At 67.7% G+C, this 20,207-nt stretch carries 17 protein-coding genes; 11 read left to right on the forward strand and 6 right to left on the reverse strand.

Features of this window, described 5'->3' with window-relative positions; all coding sequences use genetic code 11:
* Positions 1-9 precede the first annotated feature (9 nt).
* From KBW95_RS04265 to KBW95_RS04290, 6 genes are all read right to left on the reverse strand, one after another.
* Positions 10-942: an N-acetylglucosamine kinase gene (locus tag KBW95_RS04265; protein WP_211527567.1), complete on the reverse strand. Its 933-nt coding sequence runs from the start codon at positions 940-942 to the stop codon at positions 10-12.
* A gap of 99 nt (positions 943-1,041) precedes the next feature.
* Entirely contained in the window at positions 1,042-2,673 is a 1,632-nt protein-coding gene (locus KBW95_RS04270; RefSeq protein WP_211527568.1) for a family 10 glycosylhydrolase, read from the reverse strand.
* A gap of 23 nt (positions 2,674-2,696) precedes the next feature.
* Positions 2,697-3,839, reverse strand: a complete 1,143-nt coding sequence (locus KBW95_RS04275) for an acyltransferase family protein (protein ID WP_211522947.1) — start codon at positions 3,837-3,839, stop codon at positions 2,697-2,699.
* Between the two features lie 19 nt (positions 3,840-3,858).
* On the reverse strand, positions 3,859-5,136 hold the full coding sequence (locus KBW95_RS04280; RefSeq protein WP_211522948.1) for an MFS transporter: 1,278 nt from the start codon (positions 5,134-5,136) through the stop codon (positions 3,859-3,861).
* A 52-nt stretch (positions 5,137-5,188) separates the two neighbouring features.
* Entirely contained in the window at positions 5,189-6,067 is an 879-nt protein-coding gene (gene murQ, locus KBW95_RS04285; RefSeq protein WP_211527569.1) for an N-acetylmuramic acid 6-phosphate etherase, read from the reverse strand.
* Between the two features lie 98 nt (positions 6,068-6,165).
* A complete protein-coding gene (locus KBW95_RS04290; RefSeq protein WP_211527635.1) occupies positions 6,166-6,906 on the reverse strand; it encodes a GntR family transcriptional regulator in 741 nt (246 codons plus the stop codon).
* Positions 6,907-7,112: 206 nt separating this feature from the next.
* On the opposite strand from KBW95_RS04290, the gene KBW95_RS04295 reads away from it, so the two are divergent.
* The 11 genes from KBW95_RS04295 to KBW95_RS04345 all read left to right on the forward strand — a co-directional run bounded on the left by KBW95_RS04295 (position 7,113) and on the right by KBW95_RS04345 (position 20,207).
* Complete coding sequence (locus KBW95_RS04295) at positions 7,113-8,411, forward strand: serine hydrolase (protein WP_229429543.1); 1,299 nt, start codon at positions 7,113-7,115, stop codon at positions 8,409-8,411.
* A 116-nt stretch (positions 8,412-8,527) separates the two neighbouring features.
* Positions 8,528-9,763, forward strand: coding sequence for a D-amino acid dehydrogenase (locus KBW95_RS04300; RefSeq protein ID WP_211527570.1), 1,236 nt, complete (start codon positions 8,528-8,530; stop codon positions 9,761-9,763).
* Positions 9,764-9,848: 85 nt separating this feature from the next.
* The gene (locus KBW95_RS04305; RefSeq protein WP_211527571.1) at positions 9,849-10,298 is read left to right on the forward strand and encodes a YchJ family protein; all 450 of its coding nucleotides are present in this window, start codon (positions 9,849-9,851) and stop codon (positions 10,296-10,298) included.
* Between the two features lie 24 nt (positions 10,299-10,322).
* Positions 10,323-11,930 (forward strand): carboxyl transferase domain-containing protein, encoded by a 1,608-nt coding sequence (locus KBW95_RS04310; RefSeq protein ID WP_211527572.1) that lies wholly within the window; start codon positions 10,323-10,325, stop codon positions 11,928-11,930.
* 10 nt (positions 11,931-11,940) lie between these two features.
* Positions 11,941-12,726, forward strand: coding sequence for an enoyl-CoA hydratase/isomerase family protein (locus KBW95_RS04315; RefSeq protein ID WP_211527573.1), 786 nt, complete (start codon positions 11,941-11,943; stop codon positions 12,724-12,726).
* Positions 12,727-12,744: 18 nt separating this feature from the next.
* Complete coding sequence (bioA, locus tag KBW95_RS04320) at positions 12,745-14,085, forward strand: adenosylmethionine--8-amino-7-oxononanoate transaminase (RefSeq protein WP_211527574.1); 1,341 nt, start codon at positions 12,745-12,747, stop codon at positions 14,083-14,085.
* A complete protein-coding gene (gene bioF, locus KBW95_RS04325; protein ID WP_211527575.1) occupies positions 14,082-15,269 on the forward strand; it encodes an 8-amino-7-oxononanoate synthase in 1,188 nt (395 codons plus the stop codon). The genes bioA and bioF overlap by 4 nt, the downstream gene beginning before the upstream one ends.
* Positions 15,266-16,093: a dethiobiotin synthase gene (bioD, locus tag KBW95_RS04330; RefSeq protein ID WP_211527576.1), complete on the forward strand. Its 828-nt coding sequence runs from the start codon at positions 15,266-15,268 to the stop codon at positions 16,091-16,093. The genes bioF and bioD overlap by 4 nt, the downstream gene beginning before the upstream one ends.
* 11 nt (positions 16,094-16,104) lie before the next feature.
* Entirely contained in the window at positions 16,105-17,139 is a 1,035-nt protein-coding gene (gene bioB / locus KBW95_RS04335) for a biotin synthase BioB (protein ID WP_211522957.1), read from the forward strand.
* A gap of 75 nt (positions 17,140-17,214) precedes the next feature.
* Positions 17,215-19,239 (forward strand): acetyl/propionyl/methylcrotonyl-CoA carboxylase subunit alpha, encoded by a 2,025-nt coding sequence (locus KBW95_RS04340; RefSeq protein ID WP_211527577.1) that lies wholly within the window; start codon positions 17,215-17,217, stop codon positions 19,237-19,239.
* A 29-nt stretch (positions 19,240-19,268) separates the two neighbouring features.
* A complete protein-coding gene (locus tag KBW95_RS04345; protein WP_211527578.1) occupies positions 19,269-20,207 on the forward strand; it encodes a glyoxylate/hydroxypyruvate reductase A in 939 nt (312 codons plus the stop codon).

A 20,207-nucleotide genomic window follows, 5' to 3' on the forward strand; every position in this document is an offset into this window, starting at 1 on the left:
CTGGTTGGTCTAGTCGATGCCGGGCAGCGGCCCGGCCGCCAGGCGCGCGGCGGCGTGGTGGGCGCGCAGGCCGGTCTGGCTGAGCGGGGTGTCGGGCGGCAGCGCGGCGCGCATGGTCTGCACGATCACGGGATGCAGCTCGGCGGCGCGGCCGGTCAGGGCCACCGGGCGCGGGCCGAAGCGGCGGATCATGGCCAGCGCCAGGCGCGCCAGTTCCTTGCCCGCTTCGCGCAGGATGCCCGCCGCCGCCGGGTCGCGCTCGGCGCTGGCGGCCACGGCCAGCGCCAGCTTGCCGACTTCGCCGCGCTCGCTGTGGTAGATGAACTGGCGCGAATACGACCAGTCACTGCCGCCGATGTGCTGGAACACGGCCTTGGCCATCGGCGAGGCTTCCCAGCTGCCGGGGTATTCGTCTTCGTTGCGCCAGATGTGGCGCAGCGCCTCGCGCGCGATCCAGAAACCGCCGCCGCCATCGTCGAGCACCACGCCGCGCCCGCCGGCGCGGTGCAGCTCGCCGCTGGCGTCGATGAAGGCGCCGATCGAGCCGGTGCCGGCATAGACCAGGTAGCCTTCGCCGGGACTGAAGCTGGCCAGGTAGGCGATCTCGATGTCGTTGCAGAGCGTGACCGCGCTGGATTCGATGCCGAGGAAGCCGGCCAGCCAGCGCGCCAGCTGTTCGCCCTCGCCGCCGAAACCGGTCATGCCGGCGCGGACGGCCGCCGGGCGGCCGTGCTCCAGCACCGCCTGGGCCATGCCGGCGAAGGTGGCGCGCACCGTGCCGCGGCCTTCGCTGCTGGCCATTTGCAGGGCGGACAGGCCGTCCACCGTGCCTTCGGCCACGATGTGGCCGCCGGGCGCGGCCAGGGCCCAGCGCGTCTGGGTGCCGCCGGCGTCGATGCCGAGGCCCATGCCCTCAGCGGCGTGTTGTGCGTGTGTTTGCATGACCGTCAAGTTTACGCTCCCGGCGCGCCATGGCGCGAATGAATGCTGGCGCTTGCAGCATGAGCCAGGGTTATGCCTGCGAAGTGCAGCCCAATCATCTCAGGACTTGTTCCAGACCTGCACCCGCGCGCCTTCGACGCCCAGGCGGTCGACGGCGCTGACGAACACCGCGTCGGCCGCGCCAAGCTTGTCGTCGTCCGGAATGGTCCAGTCCACGCGCGAGGCCGGGGCCACCGCGAACCGCCATTCGTTGCCGTGGCGCGCCCAGATCGCATACAGGGCGTTGGCCTTGCCTGCCTTCAGTTTAAGCTGGAGCGCGTTCTTGCGGCGCTCGGCCGCCACCAGCGGCGTGCCCGGGGCGTCGCCGCCGAGCCAGGGCGTGGCCGGCACCAGGGCCGGGCCGGTATAGCGGGTCGCGCGCAGCTGGTCGCTGATGCCTTTGCGGTTCTGCATCAGGGCCGCCATGCTGAAGTGGACATGGCCGCTGGCCGCCGGGCGGGCGCGCGTTACGCTGATCTGCTGCAGCACTTCTTCCGGCTGGTAGTCCTTGGTGGGCGCGCCGATGCGGCTGGTGAACAGGCCCGGCCACATGTGGCGGCCCTTGGTGTTCTGCGAAATCCAGTAGTCGAGCAGCACGTCGTAGGCCTGGCCGGGCTGCGAGATCGGCCAGTACAGCTGGGGCGTGAAATAGTCGAGCCAGCCGTTCTGCAGCCACAGCTCGGCGTCCGCGTACAGCTTGTCGTACTGCGAGAAGCCGGTGATGCCGGGAGGACGGCGGTCCGGCCGGCCCAGGCCGAAGGGGCTGATGCCGAAGCGCACCCAGCTCTTTTCGCGGCGGATGCCGTTGTAGATGTTCTCGATCAGGCGGTTGACGTTGTCGCGGCGCCAGGAGGCGCGATCCAGCTTGCCGCCGCTCGCCACATAGCGGTCCCAGGCCGGCTGGTCGGGGAAGTCGAGTTCGGCCTTGCCGGTCTTGCCGTCGAGGGCCGCCGCATTGCCCGCCACCTCGGCCGGCGTGGCCTCGATCGGATAGGGATAGAAATAATCGTCGATGTGCACGCCGTCGATGTCGTAGCGGCGCACCACGTCCAGGATCACGTCCAGGGTCTGCTTCGAGGCCGCTTCCTCGGCCGGGTCCATCCACATGAATTTGCCGTAGCGCTTGACCGCGGCCGGGTTGGCGTTGGTGATGTGGTTGGGCGCGGCCGGAGAACGTGCGCCGTCGTGGCGCGCGCGGTAGGGATTGAACCAGGCGTGCAGCTCGATGCCGCGCGCATGCGCTTCCGTGACCCAGAACTTGAGCGGGTCGTACCAGGGCTGTGGAGCCTTGCCCTGGGCGCCGCTCAGGTATTCCGACCAGGGTTCGATCTTGGAGGCGTAGATGGCGTCGGCGGACGGGCGCACCTGCAGCACGATGGCGTTCAGGTTGAGCGCCTTGGCGCGGTCGAGGATGGCCAGGGCTTCGGCCTGCTGCTGGGCCGCGGTGAGGTTCTGCTTGCTCGGCCAGTCGATGTTGGCGACGGTCGACACCCAGGCGGCGCGGAATTCGCGCGGGGCCGGCGGCGGCTGGTCGCCCCCCGTGACCATGGATGCGTCCGCAGGCGCGGGCGCGCCGGGCTGGGTGCTGGATGCGGTGGGCTGGGTGGTGCAGGCGGTGAGGAAGCCGCCGAGGGCCAGGGCGCCGGCCACGCCGGCAAGCGCAAAGGCGCGTTTTTTCAGGTCAGGCTGCACATCGGCTCCTTATTCTTTTCATTCTAGACTTTGACGAACCAGCGCTTGCGCCACATGAGGTACGCAACGGCGAACATGCAGGCATTGAAAGCGATGGCGTATAACAGGGAGGTATTCACCGGGCCAAGCGGCAGCGCCTTGATCGGCGCGTAGAGGCTGCGGCCGAGCGAAAGCTGGCTGCCGTCGGGCTGGGCCAGCTTGATAAAGCCCAGCATCTTGGCCACGAAACCGGAGAAGGCGAAGATGAACAGCGCGTTCATCCCGTAGATCAGGAAAGGCTTGCTCCAGGCCGCCGCGCGCTCGCGCAGGGCCGCGTGCGGATTCGCGTCCAGCAGCCAGTAGGCGGCGCCGAAAGCGAGCAGCGCCCAGCCGCTCATCAGGAGGCAGTAGGACGGCGTCCACAGGCTTTTATTGATCGGCATGAGGATGGCGTCGAGGGCCGAGCCCAGCGCCAGGCAGACCAGGCCGCCCAGCAGCAGCCACACCACCTGCTCGATGCGCGGTAAGGAAGACAGCAGCAGGCGGCCCGCCAGCACGCCGGACAGCTGGCTGCACAGGGCCGGCAAGGTCGACAGCAGGCCTTCCGGATCCCAGGTCCTGGCCTGCACCCACAGGTGGCCGTCCAGCAGCATGCGGTCGATGTAAGCGCCGAAGTCCCGGCCCGGCTCCAGCACGCCCGCGCCGATGCCGGGCACCGGGACCAGCAATTGCAGCACGCTGTAGATCGACAGCAGCAGCGCGATCGCCGCCAGTTGGCCGCGCCAGCCCAGGTAGACCACCAGCGGCGCCGCCAGCAGGGTGCACAGGGCGATGCGCTGCAGGACGCCCGGAATGCGCACGGTCTCGAGGTCGAAGCGCGGGATCAGGTTCAGCAGGAAGCCGATCAGGAAGATGATGGCGGCGCGCACGGCCAGCTTGCGCAGCAGCTGTCCCTTGTCGGCGCCGCCCGCCGCCAGGCGTCCCAGCGAGAGCGCCATGGCGACGCCGCCGATGAACAGGAAGAAGGGGAAGATGGTGTCGGTGAAGGTCCAGCCGTTCCACTTGGCGTGCGCGAGCTGGGGATACAGGCTGCCCCAGTCGCCGGGATTATTCACCAGCACCATCGCGGCAATGGTGAAGCCGCGGAAGGCGTCGAGCGATGTCAGGCGCACCGGGGCGGTGGTCATGGTCCTGCGCGGTCCCGGTTTACTTCTTGCCGAATTCGGGGTCGATCTTCACCAGCGCCGCCATGATGAAGGCCGGGATCGTGGCCAGGCAGGTCCAGATGAAGAAGTTCTTGTACCCCAGGTATTCCTGCAGGTCGCCGCTCCACATGCCCGGCACCATCATGCCCAGCGCCATCAGGCCGGTGCAGATCGCGTAGTGCGCGGTCTTGTGCGGGCCGTCGGCCACCATGATCATGTACATCATCATGGCGGTGAAGCCGAAGCCGTAGCCGAACTGCTCGATCGCCAGGAACACCGAGACGGTGGCCAGGCCGGTCGGCTGGGTCTGCGACAGGTAGACGAAGACCAGGTCCGGCAGGTGCACGGCGAACACCATCAGCCACAGGCAGCGCTTCAGGCCCAGGCGCGAGATCAGCCAGCCGCCGGCCAGGCCGCCCAGGGTCAGGGCGATGATGCCGACCGTGCCGTAGGCGATGCCGTACTGCGCGGTGGTGAGGCCCAGGCCGCCCTTCTCGACGGGGTCCTTGAGGAAGGGAGCGACCAGCTTGAGCAGCTGCGCTTCGCCCAGGCGGAAGGTCAGGATGAAGCCGAGGATCAGCCAGATGTCGCGCTTGCCGAAGAAGGCGCCGAAGGTGCCGAAGAAGTCGCGCAGCGGATTGCTGGTCGTCGGCACGGCACGGTCGCTGTCGGGCTTGGGCAGGACGAACTGGTGCCAGGCGAAGGCGGCGAAGAACAGGCCGGCCATCACGAAGAACACCACCGACCAGGCCTGGTGCACGTCGCCCAGGCTCACGGCCAGGGTGCCGGCCAGGACCACCAGCGGTCCCTGGCAGGCCAGGGTGGCGAGGCGATAGAAGGTGGAGCGCACGCCCACGAAGGCGGCCTGCTGCTGCTGGCGCAAACCCAGCATGTAGAAACCGTCGGCCGAGATGTCGTGGGTGGCGGAAGCGAAGGCCATCACCCACATCACGGCCAGGCTGACCATGAAGAAGGCCGGCAGGTGCAGCACCAGTCCCACCGCCAGCAGCGCGGCGGCGATCGCCAGCTGCAGCAGCACGGTCCAGCGGCGCTTGGTGCCGACCATGTCGACGATGGGCGACCACAGGGGCTTGATCACCCAGGGCAGGTAGAGCAGGCTGGTATAGAAGGCGATGTCGGAGTTCGAGACCCCCATGTCCTTGTACATGATGACCGACAGGCCATTCGCCACCACGTAGGGAATGGCCTGGGCAAAGTACAGGGACGGAATCCAGGTCCAGGGGCTGCGCCCGGTGCTGTTCGCTTGCGAAGTTTGCATGACTCTTTCGTGTGCCGGGCGGGAGGGTGCGCGGGAAGCCGCGCGCACCTGGTTAGGCGAGCGCCTGGCGCACGCTGCCGTGCGCCGCTTCCAGCAGCGCTTGCGCCTGCTCGACACTGGTTTGTTTGGACAAGGCCACGATCGCGGTCTTGACGTGGAACCCGCACTGCTCCAGCACCTCGCGCGCGGCCGCCTCGTCGGCGCCGGTGGCGAAAGTGGTCAGGCGGATCGCACGCCGCACCAGCTTGGCGTTGGTAGCCTTCAAGTCTACCATTAGGTTGCCGTAGACCTTGTTCAAACGCACCATGAGGGCGCTGGAAAAGGTGTTCAGGGCGATCTTCTGCGAGGTGCCGGCCTTCAGGCGGGTGCTGCCGGAGACGACTTCCGGGCCGGTGTCCAGGGTCACGCCGATCTCGGCTTCGTTCGCGACCGGGGCGTCGGTATTGTTGGCGAAGCCCACGGTCAGGGCGCCGGCGGCGCGTCCGGCCTGCAGCGCGCCGAGCACGTAAGGGGTGCCGCCCGAGGCGGCGATGGCCAGGACCACGTCGTCCGGGCCCACGTTCACGCTGCGCAGGTCGGCCGCGCCCTGGTCGAAATCGTCTTCCGCGCCTTCCACCGCCACGAACATGGCGTCGCTGCCACCGGCCAGCAGCGCCACCGCGCGGCCGTGCGGCCAGGAGAAGGTCGGATACAGTTCGACGCTGTCGAGCACGCCCAGGCGGCCCGAAGTGCCGGCGCCCACGTAGATCAGGCGTCCGCCCGCTTCCATGCGCGGCAGCGCGGCGTCGACAGCAAGCGCGATGCTGGGTGCGGCGGCGCGCACCGCGTTGACGGCGTTGATCTGGTCGTCGACGAAGACATTGACCAGGTCCGACGTGGCGTACTGGTCGAGGGCGGCGTGCGCCTGGGAGGGGGTTTCGGTTTTCAGCATGACCGTGGTTGTTGAATGCGCAGTAATCGATAAAACCAGTGTAATACCAATCCGGCAAGCGATCTTATGAAAGGATCGGCTGCGATCATGCCAATAAGTTATGTGGATCGTCTGAGCTCGGCCACGAAGTCGTAGTGGTCGCTGCGGCAGTACGAGTGCGTCAGCTCGACCGGCTCGCCTGATTCCAGGTAGCCGACCCGGGTAATGAACAGCACGGCCCGCCCTTCCGGGATATCCAGGCGCTCGGCCAGGTCGGCCGGCGCGTTCATGGCGCGGATGTGCTGCAGCGCGCGCACCGGCAAGTGGCCGGTCTTGGCCAGGTGGGCGTAGAGCGAATCGATCACACCTTCGGGGCGCGGCAGCACGGTGGCCGGGATCACGCTGACCTCGTAGGCCATCGGCAGGTCGTCGGCCAGGCGCAGGCGCTCCAGCCGCGCCACGCGGGTGCCCGGCGACAGGCCCAGCGAGAGCTGCTCGTCGGCGTCGGCCGGCAGCACCTCGCGCCGCAGCCAGTGCGAGCCCGGACGGTAGCCGCGCTGCTGCAGCTGTTCCGAAAAGCTCGACAGGTTGGACAGGGGCTGCTCGATGCGCGGCGCGATGTAGTTGCCCGAACCGCGGCGGCGCACCACCAGTCCCTGGTCCACCAGCTGGTCGATGGCCTTGCGCGCGGTGACGCGCGAAACATCCAGCAGCTCGGACAAGGTGCGTTCGGACGGCAGCGCCTGGTCGGCCTGGTAGCGCCCGTCGCGCACGTCTTGCGCGAGCTTGCGCGCCAGCTGCATGTAGAGCGGCGAGTTGTCGTCCAGGTTGACCTGGAAACCGGTGCTGGGGGGTGTCATGGACATGGAACGAGTGTAGCGGCTGTGCCGGGCGCTGGATCGGCCGGCCTCATGAAAAAATCTTGTATGCGCATGTGGCGGAGTTATGAGCATACCACTTGATGCCAATGCAAAACGGTTATGGCCGCGTGACGGCTATTCATTTGGCAAGGATTCCGCGCTGTCCGTATGCTCATCCGGGTGAACGCATCAATACGGAGACGGGAATGAACCAGGGCAGGCGGTCGGTGCTGGGAATGGTGATGCTGGGTGCGATGGAGCCGCTGTTCGCGGCGCCGCCGGCCATGGCCGGTCTCCAGCGCCGGCTCGATAGCGAGCTGGCCGCCATCGTCGACGATCCGGCCATGCAGCTGGCCAGCCTGTCGGTGCTGGCGATCCGCGCCGGCCAGCCGGTCTACGAAGGCGCTTTCGGCCGCCGTAGCATCGGCCCGGACCGCCCTGCCACGCCGGAAACGCTGTACCGGATCGCCTCGGTCTCCAAGCTGCATACCACGCTCGGCCTGATGCGCCTGGTCGAAGACGGCAAGCTGGACCTGGACGCCGACGTCTCCGGCTACCTCGGCTTCCCGCTGCGCAATCCGCATTTTCCCAAACAGCCCATCAGCCTGCGTCTGATCCTGAGCCATACCTCCTCGCTGCGCGACGACGGCGGCTATTCCTGGCCGAACACGACCGCGCTGAAAGACGTGCTGGCGCCGGGAGCGGCCGCGATGTGGTCGGCCAAGGCGGCGCCGGGCGAGTATTTCACATACTGCAACCTCGGCTGGGGCATCATCGGCACCGTCATGGAGCGGGTGACCGGCGAACGCTTCAACGCGCTGATGCAGCGCCTGCTGTTCAAGCCGCTCGGCGTCGAAGCGGGCTACCACCCGTCCGAACTGTCCCCTGGCGCGCTGGCCAACCTGGCCACCTTGTACCGCAAGCGCACTACCGATACCGAGATCTGGAACGCGGCCGGCCCGTGGATCGCCCAGGTCGACGACTACAGCGCGAAACCACCCGCAAGCCTGGCCGGCTATGTGCCGGGCGTGAATGCCACGCCCTACAGCCCGACGGGCGGCCTGCGCATCTCGGCGCGCGGCCTGGGCGTGGTCATGCGCATGCTGATGCAGGGCGGGATGCACGGTAACACCCGGATTCTCAAGCGCGAAACGCTGGAGCATATGTTCGCGCGCCAGTGGACCTACGACCCCGCCCGCGGCAACGGCGCCACCCTGGACGGTTTTTATCAGGCCTGGGCCCTGGGCAACCAGCAGTTCCCCGACCGTCCCGGCATGCGCCTGGTCGAAGGCGGTTTCGACGCCATCGGCCACCTGGGCGATGCCTATGGTTTGCGCTCGGTGTTCGCTTTTGAGCGCGCGACCGGCAACGGCATGGTGGTGCTGGTGGGCGGCAGCTCGGCCGATCCGGAAACGCAAAAGGGCAGCTACTCGGCCCTGGCGCGCTTCGAGGAGCGCATCCTCACCGCCCTGTACCGGCAGGCGATCGTCGGCCAACAGAACTGAACGGGCGTCCAAATGCGCGCATATATCTCGGTTATGAGCGCTCGCTCAGCATTCATTGGCTTGTGCGCGGCCAAACCCCTAAGCTCACCCTCCGAATCTGAAAAAATGAGTTTGAAATGCAGCACATAATCGTCATCGGCGGCGGCGTGGTCGGCCTGACTTCCGCCTGGTGGCTGGCGGAGGCAGGCTATGGCGTCACCTTGCTCGAGCGCGCGCCCGAGGTGGGCAGCGGCGCCAGCTACGGCAACGGAGGGCAGCTCAGCTACCGCTACGTCTCGCCCCTCGCCGACGAAGGCGTGCCGCTCAAGGCGCTCCAGTGGCTGTTCCAGGAGAACGGCCCGCTGCGTTTCAAACCGGAAGCCGACCTGCGCCAGTACCGCTGGCTGGCCAGCTTCCTCGCCCACTGCCGCGCCGACGTCAACCGCCGCACCACCGCCAAGCTGCTCGAACTGGGCGAACTGTCGCGCCAATCGATGAAGCAGCTGGAAGTGAAAGTGCCGCTCGAGGACTTCGACTGGCGCGACGCCGGCAAGCTGGTCGTGTATCGTTCGCGCGACATTTTCGAGAAAGCCGCGGCCAAGGCCGGCGCCGGCCAGATCTGGTCGCCGAAGGATTGCGCCGAGCGCGAGCCTTCGCTGGCGGCCGCCGAGCCGCTGCTGGCGGGCGGCATCTACAACGCCGGCGAAGCGGTGGCCGACTGCCATGCCTTCTGCCAGGCGCTGGGCGTCCAGCTGCGCCAGCATCCGAACTTCAAGGGATTCGTTCATGGCGAGGCGCGGCGCCTGCGTGCCGAGAAAGGCCGCGTTACCGGCATCGAGACCACTAGCGGCCTGTTGACGGCCGACGCCTATGTACTGGCGGCCGGCATCCAGAGCCGCGACTTGTCCGACAGCGTCGGCATCCGCCTGCCGCTCTACCCGCTCAAGGGCTACAGCCTGACCGCGCCGATCCGCACGGACGATGTCGCGCCCGAGATCAGCGTCACCGACTTCGAGCGCAAGGTGCTGTATGCGCGCATCGGCGACAAGCTGCGGGTGGCGGCCATGGTCGATATGGTGGGCGAGGACCTGCGCCACGATCCCAAGCGGGTCGACAGCCTGACGCGCCAGGTGCGCGAGACCATGCCGCGCGCGGCCGACTATTCGAAAGTGTCGGTCTGGGCCGGCCTGCGCCCGGCGACGCCGAGCAGCGCCCCGATCATCGGCGCCACGCCCTACGACAACCTGTGGCTGAACGTCGGCCACGGCCCGCTGGGCTTCACCTTTGCCTGCGGCACCGCCGCGCTGCTGGCCGGGGCGATGCAGGGCAAGGCGCCGCCATTTACGCTAGATGGGCTGACCCTGAAGGCCTGAAAGCCGGCAACCGAGCGGCATCGGCGCCGTGCCGATTCGGCAGGCGGCAGCTCCTGTTCGGGCGAAATCGCGGATAATTGCCGCCATGTCTACCCGTCCTGCCTCTTCCGCTGCCTGCCCATGCGGCGGCGCCTCGTTCGACACCTGCTGCGGTCCTTTCCTCTCTGGCGCAGCCCTGCCGGCCACGGCAGAAGCCCTGATGCGCTCGCGCTATACCGCCTACGCGCTCAAGGACGAGCCTTATTTGTTGTCAACCTGGCATCCCAGTACCCGGCCGACCGAGCCCATCATCGATGAAAAAGAGCCCATCCGCTGGCTCGGTCTTGAGATAAAATCTGCTTTACGTTTACGTCAACGTAAAGTAAATTTGCCGGACCATCCAGACAGCGACACGGTGGAATTCGTGGCCCGCTTCAAGATCGGCGGACGCGCGCACCGGCTGCACGAAGTGAGCCGTTTCCTGCGCGAGCCCGATCCCGCCGGCGGCGCCCCGCGCTGGTTCTACCTGGACGGCAGTTTCCCTGACAAAGAATAAAGCAGAGACATTTAGAGGACGGCCATGCCCCAGATCGAGAGCAAACTCAACCCGCGCAGCGAGGACTTCAAGACCAACGCCGCAGCCATGCAGGCGGTCGTGGACGACCTGCGCGCCAAGGTCGCCCAGATGGCCAAGGGCGGCGGCGAAGCCGCGTCAAGCAAGCACGTCGCGCGCGGCAAGCTGCTGCCGCGCGACCGCGTAGAGAATCTGCTCGACCCGGGCACGCCCTTCCTCGAGTTCTCCCAGCTAGCCGCCTACGAAATGTACGAAGGCGCCGCGCCGGCAGCGGGCATCATCACCGGCATCGGCAAGGTCGCCGGCCAGGAGTGCGTGATCGTCTGTAACGACGCCACCGTCAAGGGCGGCACCTATTACCCGATGACGGTCAAGAAGCACCTGCGCGCCCAGGAGATCGCCGAGCAGAACAACCTGCCCTGCATCTACCTGGTCGACTCGGGCGGCGCCAACCTGCCGAACCAGGACGACGTGTTCCCGGACCGCGATCACTTCGGCCGCATCTTCTACAACCAGGCCAACATGTCGGCCAAGGGCATCCCGCAGATCGCGGTGGTGATGGGTTCCTGCACCGCCGGCGGCGCCTACGTGCCGGCCATGAGCGACGAATCGATCATCGTCAAGGAACAGGGCACCATCTTCCTGGGCGGCCCTCCCCTGGTGAAAGCCGCGACCGGCGAAGTCGTGACCGCCGAAGACCTGGGCGGCGGCGATGTCCACACCCGCCTGTCGGGCGTGGCCGACCACCTGGCGCAGAACGACCTGCACGCGCTGTCGCTGGCCCGTAACATCGTCTCCAACCTGAACCGCAGCAAGCCGGTCCAGGGCGTGGTCGCCGAAAGCGTGGAACCCAAGTACGCGCCGGAAGAACTCTACGGCGTGATCCCGGTCGATACCCGCAAGCCCTTCGACGTGCGCGAGGTGATCGCGCGCGTGGTCGATGGCAGCGAATTCGACGAATTCAAGGCGCGCTACGGCACCACCCTGGTGTGCGGCTTCGCCCACATCTACGGCATGAAGGTCGGCATCATCGCCAACAACGGCATCCTGTTCTCGGAGTCGGCGCTCAAGGGCACCCACTTCATCGAACTGTGCTGCCAGCGCAAGATCCCGCTGGTCTTCCTGCAGAACATCACCGGCTTCATGGTCGGGCGCAAGTACGAAAACGAAGGCATCGCCCGCAACGGCGCCAAGATGGTGACCGCGGTCGCCACCGCCTCGGTACCGAAGTTCACCGTGATCATCGGCGGTTCCTTCGGCGCCGGAAACTACGGCATGTGCGGCCGCGCCTTCTCGCCGCGCTTCCTGTGGATGTGGCCGAACGCGCGCATCTCGGTGATGGGCGGCGACCAGGCGGCGTCGGTGCTGGCGACCGTCAAGCGCGACGGCATCGAAGCCAAGGGCGGCCAGTGGTCGGCGGACGAAGAGAACGCGTTCAAGCAGCCGATCAAGGACCAGTACGAGCACCAGGGCCACCCCTACTATGCCTCGGCGCGCCTGTGGGACGACGGTGTGATCGATCCGGCCGACACCCGCATGGTGCTGGGCCTGGGCCTGTCGGCGGCGCTGAACAAGCCGATCGAAGACACGAAGTTCGGCGTGTTCCGCATGTAAGGAGATGAACATGGACTATCAAACCCTGACCGTCTCCATCGCCGACAAGCTGGCCACCGTCACCCTGAACCGTCCGGACCTGCGCAACGCCTTCAACGAGCATTCGATCGCCGAGCTGGCGCTGGTGTTCGATGAACTGGGCCGCAACGAACTGGTGCGCGCCATCGTCCTGGCCGCCAACGGCCCGGCCTTCTGCGCCGGCGCGGACCTGAACTGGATGAAGAAGATGGCCGGTTATTCGCACAGCGAGAACCAGGAAGACGCCATGCGCCTGGCCGACATGCTGCGCACCATCTACCTGTGCCCGAAGCCCACCGTGGCCAAGGTGCAGGGCGACTGCTACGCCGGCGGCATGGGCCTGGTGGCGGCCTGCGACATCGTCGTGTCCGCCGATACCGCCTGCTACTGCCTGTCCGAAGTGAAGCTGGGCCTGATCCCGGCCACCATCTCGCCCTATGTCATCAAGGCCATGGGCGAGCAGGCCGCGCGCCGCTACTTCCTGACCGCCGAACGCTTCGACGCCGCCGAAGCGCTTCGCATCGGCTTCGCCCATGAAGTGGTGACGGCGGATGAACTGGACACCACCGTGGCCGGCATCGTGAAAAACCTGGTCAACAACAGCCCGAACGCCGTCATGGAAGCCAAGAAGCTGGTGCGCGAAGTGGTCGGCGCGCCGGTCACCGATGCACTGCTGGCCGATACCGCCAGCCGCATCGCCGCCATCCGCGCCTCCATGGAAGGGCGCGAGGGCGTGGCTTCCTTCCTCGAGAAACGCAAGCCCTCCTGGCTGAACTGAAGTATTGGAAGAATCATCGTGAAGCAGCACACCTCCTCCGACTGGATCGCACGCAGCCTGCGCAGCGTCTGGCATCCCTGCACGCAAATGCAGCACCACGAGGAGGTGCCGCTGATCGCGGTCAGCCACGGCAAGGGCCCATGGCTGTACGACCATGAAGGCCGCCGCTACCTGGACGCCATCAGCTCCTGGTGGGTCAACCTCTTCGGCCATGCCAACCCGCGCATCAACGCGGCCCTGAAGGACCAGCTCGACCGCCTGGAACACGCCATGCTCGCTGGCTTCACCCACGAGCCGGTGATCGAGCTGTCGGAACGCCTGGCCGAGCTGACCAATTACGCGCTGGGCCACGCTTTCTACGCCTCGGACGGCGCATCCGCGGTCGAGATCGCGATGAAGATGAGCTTCCACGCCTGGCGCAACGCGGGCTACCCGGCCAAGCAGGAATTCGTCTGCCTGCAGGGCAGCTACCACGGCGAGACCATCGGCGCCCTGGCCGTCACCGACGTGCCGCTGTTCAAGGACGCCTACGGGCCGCTGCTGCGCGCTTCCCACGTGGTGCCGGCGCCGGATGCGCGCAATGCGAACGAAGGCGAATCGAGCCAGGACGTGGCGCGCCGCGCCATCGAGGAAGTCAAAAAGCTGTTCGAGGAACGCGCCGGCAAGATCGCCGCCATCATCGTCGAGCCGCTGGTGCAGTGCGCGACCGGCATGGCGATGTACGACCCGCTCTACCTGGAACTGCTGCGCGAGCTGTGCGACCAGCACCACGTGCACCTGATCGCCGACGAGATCGCGGTCGGCTGCGGGCGCACCGGCACCTTCTTCGCCTGCGAGCAGGCGGCGATCTGGCCGGACTTCCTGTGCCTGTCGAAAGGCATCAGCGGCGGCTACCTGCCGCTCTCGCTGGTGCTCACCAAGGACGAGATCTACCAGGCCTTCTACAGCGAAGACATCACGCGCGGCTTCCTGCACTCGCACTCCTACACCGGCAATCCGCTGGCCTGCCGCGCTGCCCTGGCCACGCTCGACATCTTCCGCGACGACGATGTGCTGGCGCGCAACCGCGAACTGGCGACCAAGCTCACCATCGCGCTCGCCCCGCTGGCCGAGCACGAACGCGCGCGCCACTTCCGCCAGCGCGGCATGATCTTCGCGTTCGACGCGGTGGAACCGGATACCCGGCGCGCTTCGACCTTCTCGCGCCGCTTCTTCTCCACCGCCGTGGAAAACGAGCTGCTGCTGCGCCCCATCGGCCGCACCGTCTACCTGATGCCGCCCTATGTGCTGGACGACGAGGAAGTCGCCGGCCTGGCCGCGCGCACGCAGAAGGTGTTCGAATCCGTGATCGCGCCATGAACCTGATCGCGAACATCGACCGCAAGCTCGGCCAGCTGGCCGAGCAAAGCCTGGTGCGCCGCCTGCGCGTGGCCGACAGCGCCTGCGCGCCGAACCAGATCGTGGACGGCCGCGCCATGCTGGCCTTCTGCAGCAACGACTACCTGGGCCTGGCGGCGCACCCTGCGGTCATCGAAGCATTGCGGGAAGGCGCCAGCCTGTACGGCGCCGGCAGCGGCGCCTCGCACCTGGTCAGCGGCCATAGCCGCGCCCACGCGCTGCTGGAAGAACGCCTGGCCGACTGGATGACGCCCTGGCTGGTGCAGCCGCGCGCGCTCTACCTGTGCACCGGCTACATGGCCAACCTGGCGATCCTGACCGCGCTGGGGGCGGATGCCGACGCCATGATCTTCTCGGAAGCGCTCAACCACGCCTCCCTGATCGACGGCGCGCGCCTGGCCAAAGCCGGCGTCAGCGTCTATCCGCACGGCGACGTGGAAGCGCTCGAGCGCCAGCTGCAGGCCTGCAGCGTCAGCACCAGGATCGTGGTTACCGACAGCGTGTTCAGCATGGACGGCAACCTGGCGCCGCTGCCGCAATTGCTCGAGGTATGCGAGCGCCATGGCGCCTGGCTGGTGATCGACGACGCCCACGGTTTTGGCGTGCTGGGCGAACAAGGCCGCGGGGCGCTCGAGCACTTCGGGCTGCGCTCGCCCAACCTGGTCTACATGGGCACCCTGGGCAAGGCGGCCGGCGTCGGCGGCGCCTTCGTCGCGGCGCACAGCAGCGTGATCGAATTCATGGTCCAGCGCGCCCGTCCCTACATCTACACGACCGCCGCGCCCCCGGCCCTTGCCCACGCCCTGCTCGCCAGCCTTGATATCATAGGCGGACCCGAGGGCGCGGATCGGCGCGCTCAGCTGGCTGCCCTGGTGGCGCACCTGCGCGACGCGCTGCGTCTCAAGCACTGGCAGCTGGCGCCGTCGAACACGGCGATCCAGCCGGTCATCATCGGCAGCAACGACGACGCGCTGCGTGCATCGAGCGCCCTGCACGAGCAGGGCCTGTGGGTGCCCGCGATCCGCCCGCCGACCGTGGCCCCGGGCACCGCGCGCCTGCGCGTGACCCTGAGCGCGGCCCACGGCCACGACGAGGTCGCGCGGCTGGCGCGCGCGCTCAACGAACTGGAAAGAGCCGCGACATGAAAAACCTGAACGAACCCGAACAGCCAGTGGCCCCGCCGCCGGTGGTCACCGCGCCGCCGCGCATGCTGGAGCCGGCGCTGGAGCCGCTGCCCGAGCCGCGCGCCGCCGACATCAAGCCGCCGCGCTTCTGCTGCTTCGTCACCGGCACCGATACCGAGATCGGCAAGACCCTGGTCTCCGCCGCGATCCTGCACAAGCTGGTGCAGAGCGGCCGCCGCGCCTGCGGCATGAAACCGATCGCCGCCGGCGCCGACATGATCGGCGGAGAGCTGCACAACGAGGACGCCGACATGCTGGCGGCCGCCGGCAACGTGCATCTGCCCTCGTCGATCACGACGCCTTTCATGCTGCGCGAGCCGGCCGCCCCGCACATCGCCGCCGCGCTCGAAGGCGTGAGCATCGACCCGGTGCCGATCATCGCCGCCTATGCCGAGATCCAGGCCGCCTCCGATGCTGTGGTGGTCGAGGGCGTGGGCGGTTTCCGCGTGCCCTTCAACGACGACTTCGACAGCGCCGACCTGGCCGCCCAGCTCAACCTGCCGGTGATCCTGGTGGTGGGCCTGCGGCTGGGCTGCATCAGCCACGCGCTGCTGACTGTGGAAGCCATCGTGGCGCGTGGCCTGGTGCTGGCCGGCTGGGTCGCCAACACGGCGGACGCCGACATGCGCTTCATGCAAGAGAATATCGACGCGCTGGCACAGCGCATCCCGGCGCCGCTGCTGGGCCATGTGCCGCGTCTTGAACACCCCACGGCCGCCGCCGCGGCCGACTACATTGACCTCGCGGGACTGCCGGGCTGGCCGTCCTCGCGGGTCCAGATCTAAAAGGAATTCCCATGTCCCAAACTAACACCGTCGCCCTGCACCGCCCGACCGCCGCGATCAAAGAACGTCCCGACGCCACGTGGCCGCTGGCCGATGTGCTGGCGCTGTTCGAGCTGCCGTTCCCGGAACTGATGCACCGCGCCCAGACCGTGCACCGCGCCAACTTCCCGGACGGCGACGTCGAGCTGGCCACCCTGCTGTCGATCAAGACCGGCGGCTGCGAAGAAGACTGCGGCTACTGCCCGCAGGCGGCGCGCTACGACACCGGCGTGGAAGCCAAGAAGATCCTCGACATCGACACCGTGCTGGACGCGGCGCGCCAGGCCAAGGCCAGCGGCGCTACCCGCTTCTGCATGGGCGCGGCATGGCGCAGCCCGAAAGAGCGCGACATGGAAAAGGTCGAGAACATGGTGCGCGAAGTGAAGGCCCTGGGCCTGGAAACCTGCGCCACCCTGGGCATGCTGGAAGAAGGCCAGGCGGAACAGCTGAAGAACGCCGGCCTGGACTACTACAACCACAACATCGACACCGCGCCTGACTTCTACAACAACGTCATCTCGACCCGCGAATACCAGGACCGCCTGGACACCCTGGGCCGCGTGCGCAACGCCGGCCTGAAGGTCTGCTGCGGCGGCATCGTGGGCATGGGCGAGACGCGCGAGCAGCGCGCCGGCCTGATCGCCCAGCTGGCCAACCTGAACCCGTATCCGGAATCGGTGCCGGTCAACCACCTGGTGCAGGTGGAAGGCACGCCGCTGCACGGCGTCGACAAGCTCGATCCGATCGAATTCGTGCGCACCATCGCGGTGGCGCGCATCACCATGCCGCAGGCGCGGGTGCGCCTGTCGGCCGGCCGCCGCGAACTGGGCGAAGCCGTGCAGGCGATGTGCTTCATGGCCGGCGCCAACTCGATCTTCTACGGCGACAAGCTGCTCACCACCGGCAACCCGGAAGCGGACGACGACCGCGTCCTGCTGGAAAAGCTCGGCCTCAAGACCCGCGCGGCCACGCTGGACTCGGTGCAGAAGGAAGCCTGCGGCTGCTGATGCATCTCTTGCGCGGCCGGGAGACATGGCCGCGCACTCTTCCTCCGAACAACCATAAGCGAAAGACCTAGACGCATGTTCACCAAGATCCTCATCGCCAACCGTGGCGAAATCGCCTGCCGAGTCGCCGCCACCGCGCGCCGCATGGGCATCCGCACCGTGGCCGTGTATTCGGAAGCCGACGCCGGCGCCAAGCACGTGGCGGTCTGCGATGAGGCGGTCCTGATCGGCCCTGCCGCCGCCAAGGACAGCTACCTGCGCGGCCAGAAGATCATCGAGGTGGCCAAGGCCACCGGCGCCCAGGCGATCCACCCGGGCTACGGCTTCCTGTCCGAGAACGCCGAGTTCGCGGAAGCGGTGCAGGCGGCAGGACTGGTGTTCATCGGCCCGCCGGGTTCCTCGATGCGCGCGATGGGTTCCAAGTCGGCCGCCAAGCAGCTGATGGAGGCTGCCCGCGTGCCGCTGGTGCCGGGCTACCACGGCGACAACCAGGAGCCGGCGTTTCTCCGCCAACAGGCCGACCGCATCGGCTACCCAGTGCTGCTCAAGGCCAGCGCCGGCGGCGGCGGCAAGGGCATGCGCGTGGTCGAGCGTTCGGAAGACTTCGAAGCCGCGCTGGCCTCGTGCAAGCGCGAAGCGATCAGCTCCTTCGGCGACGACAAGGTGCTGGTGGAGAAATACCTGATCCGCCCGCGCCACATCGAGATCCAGGTGTTCGCCGACACCCTCGGCAACTGCGTCTACCTGCACGAACGCGACTGCTCGGTGCAGCGCCGCCACCAGAAGGTGCTGGAAGAGGCGCCGGCCCCGGGCATGACCCAGGACCGCCGCGCCGCCATGGGCGAAGCGGCCGTCAACGCCGCGCGCGCCGTGGGCTACGTGGGCGCCGGCACGGTGGAGTTCATCGCCAACCAGGACGGCTCCTTCTATTTCATGGAGATGAACACCCGCCTGCAGGTGGAGCACCCGGTCACCGAAATGATCACCGGCACCGACCTGGTCGAATGGCAGCTGCGCGTGGCCGCAGGCCAGCCGCTGCCGAAGAAGCAGAGCGAGCTGGCGATCCACGGCCATGCGATCGAGGCGCGCGTCTACGCCGAGAACCCTGAAAAGGGTTTCCTGCCGTCGATCGGCACCCTGCGCCACATGGACACCCCGCGCGCCGTCGAGTTCGAGCTGGGCGCGGACGGCGCCAACCCTGCCGCCGTGCGCGTCGATTCGGGCGTGCGCGAAGGCGATGCGATCTCGCCCTTCTATGACCCGATGATCGCCAAGCTGATCGTCTGGGGCGCGGACCGCACCCAGGCCCTGGCGCGCCTGTCGCAAGCCCTGGCCGAGTTCCGCATCGTCGGCCTGGCCACCAACATCGCCTTCCTCAAGCGCCTGGTCGAAGGCGAAGCCTTCTCGACCGCCGACCTGGACACCGGCCTGATCGACCGCCATGGCGCGGCCCTGTTCCCGGCGCCGTCGGCCGCCCCGCTGGGCGCGCTGGCCCTGGCCGCCCTGTCGCTGTCCCTGGGCGAAACGGTACGCGGCGCTGCCAACCCGGCCGATCCGTGGTCCCAGGCGCGCGGCTGGCGCATGAACGGCGACTACCGCCGCGTGCTGTCGCTGGCGGACGAAGGCGGCAGCTACCAGGTGGGCCTGACCTACCGCCACGACGGCTGGGAAATCGACCTCGACGGCCAGCGCCAGCGTGTGGAACTGGTCGCCCAGGACGGCGCCGAGCTGTCGCTGCGCGTGGGCGAGACCTCGCTGCACGGCTGCGTGCGCAGGGATAGCAACGTCAGCGGCGAGCTGTTCCACGTATTTACCGGTGGCCGCCATTACACCCTGTCGTACAATGACCCGATGGCGCACGCCGGCGAGCAGGAAGCCGCGGGCGGACGCCTGACTGCCCCGATGCCGGGCAAGGTGGTTGCGGTGATGGCCTCGTCCGGCCAGGAAGTGAAGAAGGGCGAGCCGCTCGTGATCATGGAAGCGATGAAGATGGAGCACACGATTTCCGCGCCGAGCGACGGCCTGGTGGAAGAAGTGCTGTACCAGGTCGGCGACCAGGTGGCGGATGGCGCGCCGCTGTTGGCATTCAAGGCGGCGTAACACAACCCTAAAAATAACAAGGGGGAGACATGCGCATACTGCTGTACCGGGGTGACGGCGTCATCGAGCCGTGGGTGCGCGAATTCGCAAGCATCATGCCGCAGGCCGAAACGGTGGCCTGGAAGGAGGGCGAAGTCCTCGCCCCCTGCGACTATGTAATCCTGTGGAACCCTGCCCCGGCCCTGCTGGAGCAGCTTTCCCTGCAGTCCCAGCTCAAGGCGATCTTCCTGATGGGCGCCGGCGTCGACGCCCTGCTCAAGTTCGGCGAAGCCCTGCCCCAGGTGCCCCTGGTGCGCCTGGGCGACGCCGGCATGGGCGTGCAGATGGCCGAGTATGTGGCGCACGCGGTGCTGCGCTACTTCCGCCGCTTCGACGAATACGAGCAGCAGGCCAGGCACGGCGCCTGGCATCCGCTGCCGCAGATCGCCAAGGAAGACTTCCCGATCGGCGTCATGGGCCTGGGCAGGCTCGGCATGCCGGTGGTCGAGGCGATGCGCCATTTCGGCTTTCCGGTGCTGGGCTGGAGCCGCACGCCCAAAAGCATTCCCGGCGTCGAGACCTATGCCGGCATGGAGCAGCTCGAGCCCTTCCTGCGCGGCACCCGGGTGCTGGTCTGCCTGCTGCCGCTGACGGCGGAGACGGCCAACCTGCTCGACCGCCACAACCTGGGCAAGCTGCAGCCGGGCGCCTACCTGATCAACGTCTCGCGCGGCGCCATCATCGCCGAGCCGGACCTGATGACCTTGATCCGTTCCGGGCACATCGCCGGCGCCACGCTGGACGTGTTCCGCCACGAGCCGCTGCCGGCGCCGCATCCGTTCTGGAACGAGCCGCGCATCAGCATCACCCCGCATATTTCGGCGCTCACCGTGCGCCCTGACGCTGTCCACCAGATCGCCGAGAAGATCGCGGCGCTGGAGAACGGCCAACCGGTCGGCGACGTGGTCGACCGCACTTTAGGATACTGA

This window comes from Massilia sp. ZL223 (assembly GCF_018119395.1).
Taxonomy (GTDB): domain Bacteria; phylum Pseudomonadota; class Gammaproteobacteria; order Burkholderiales; family Burkholderiaceae_D; genus Telluria.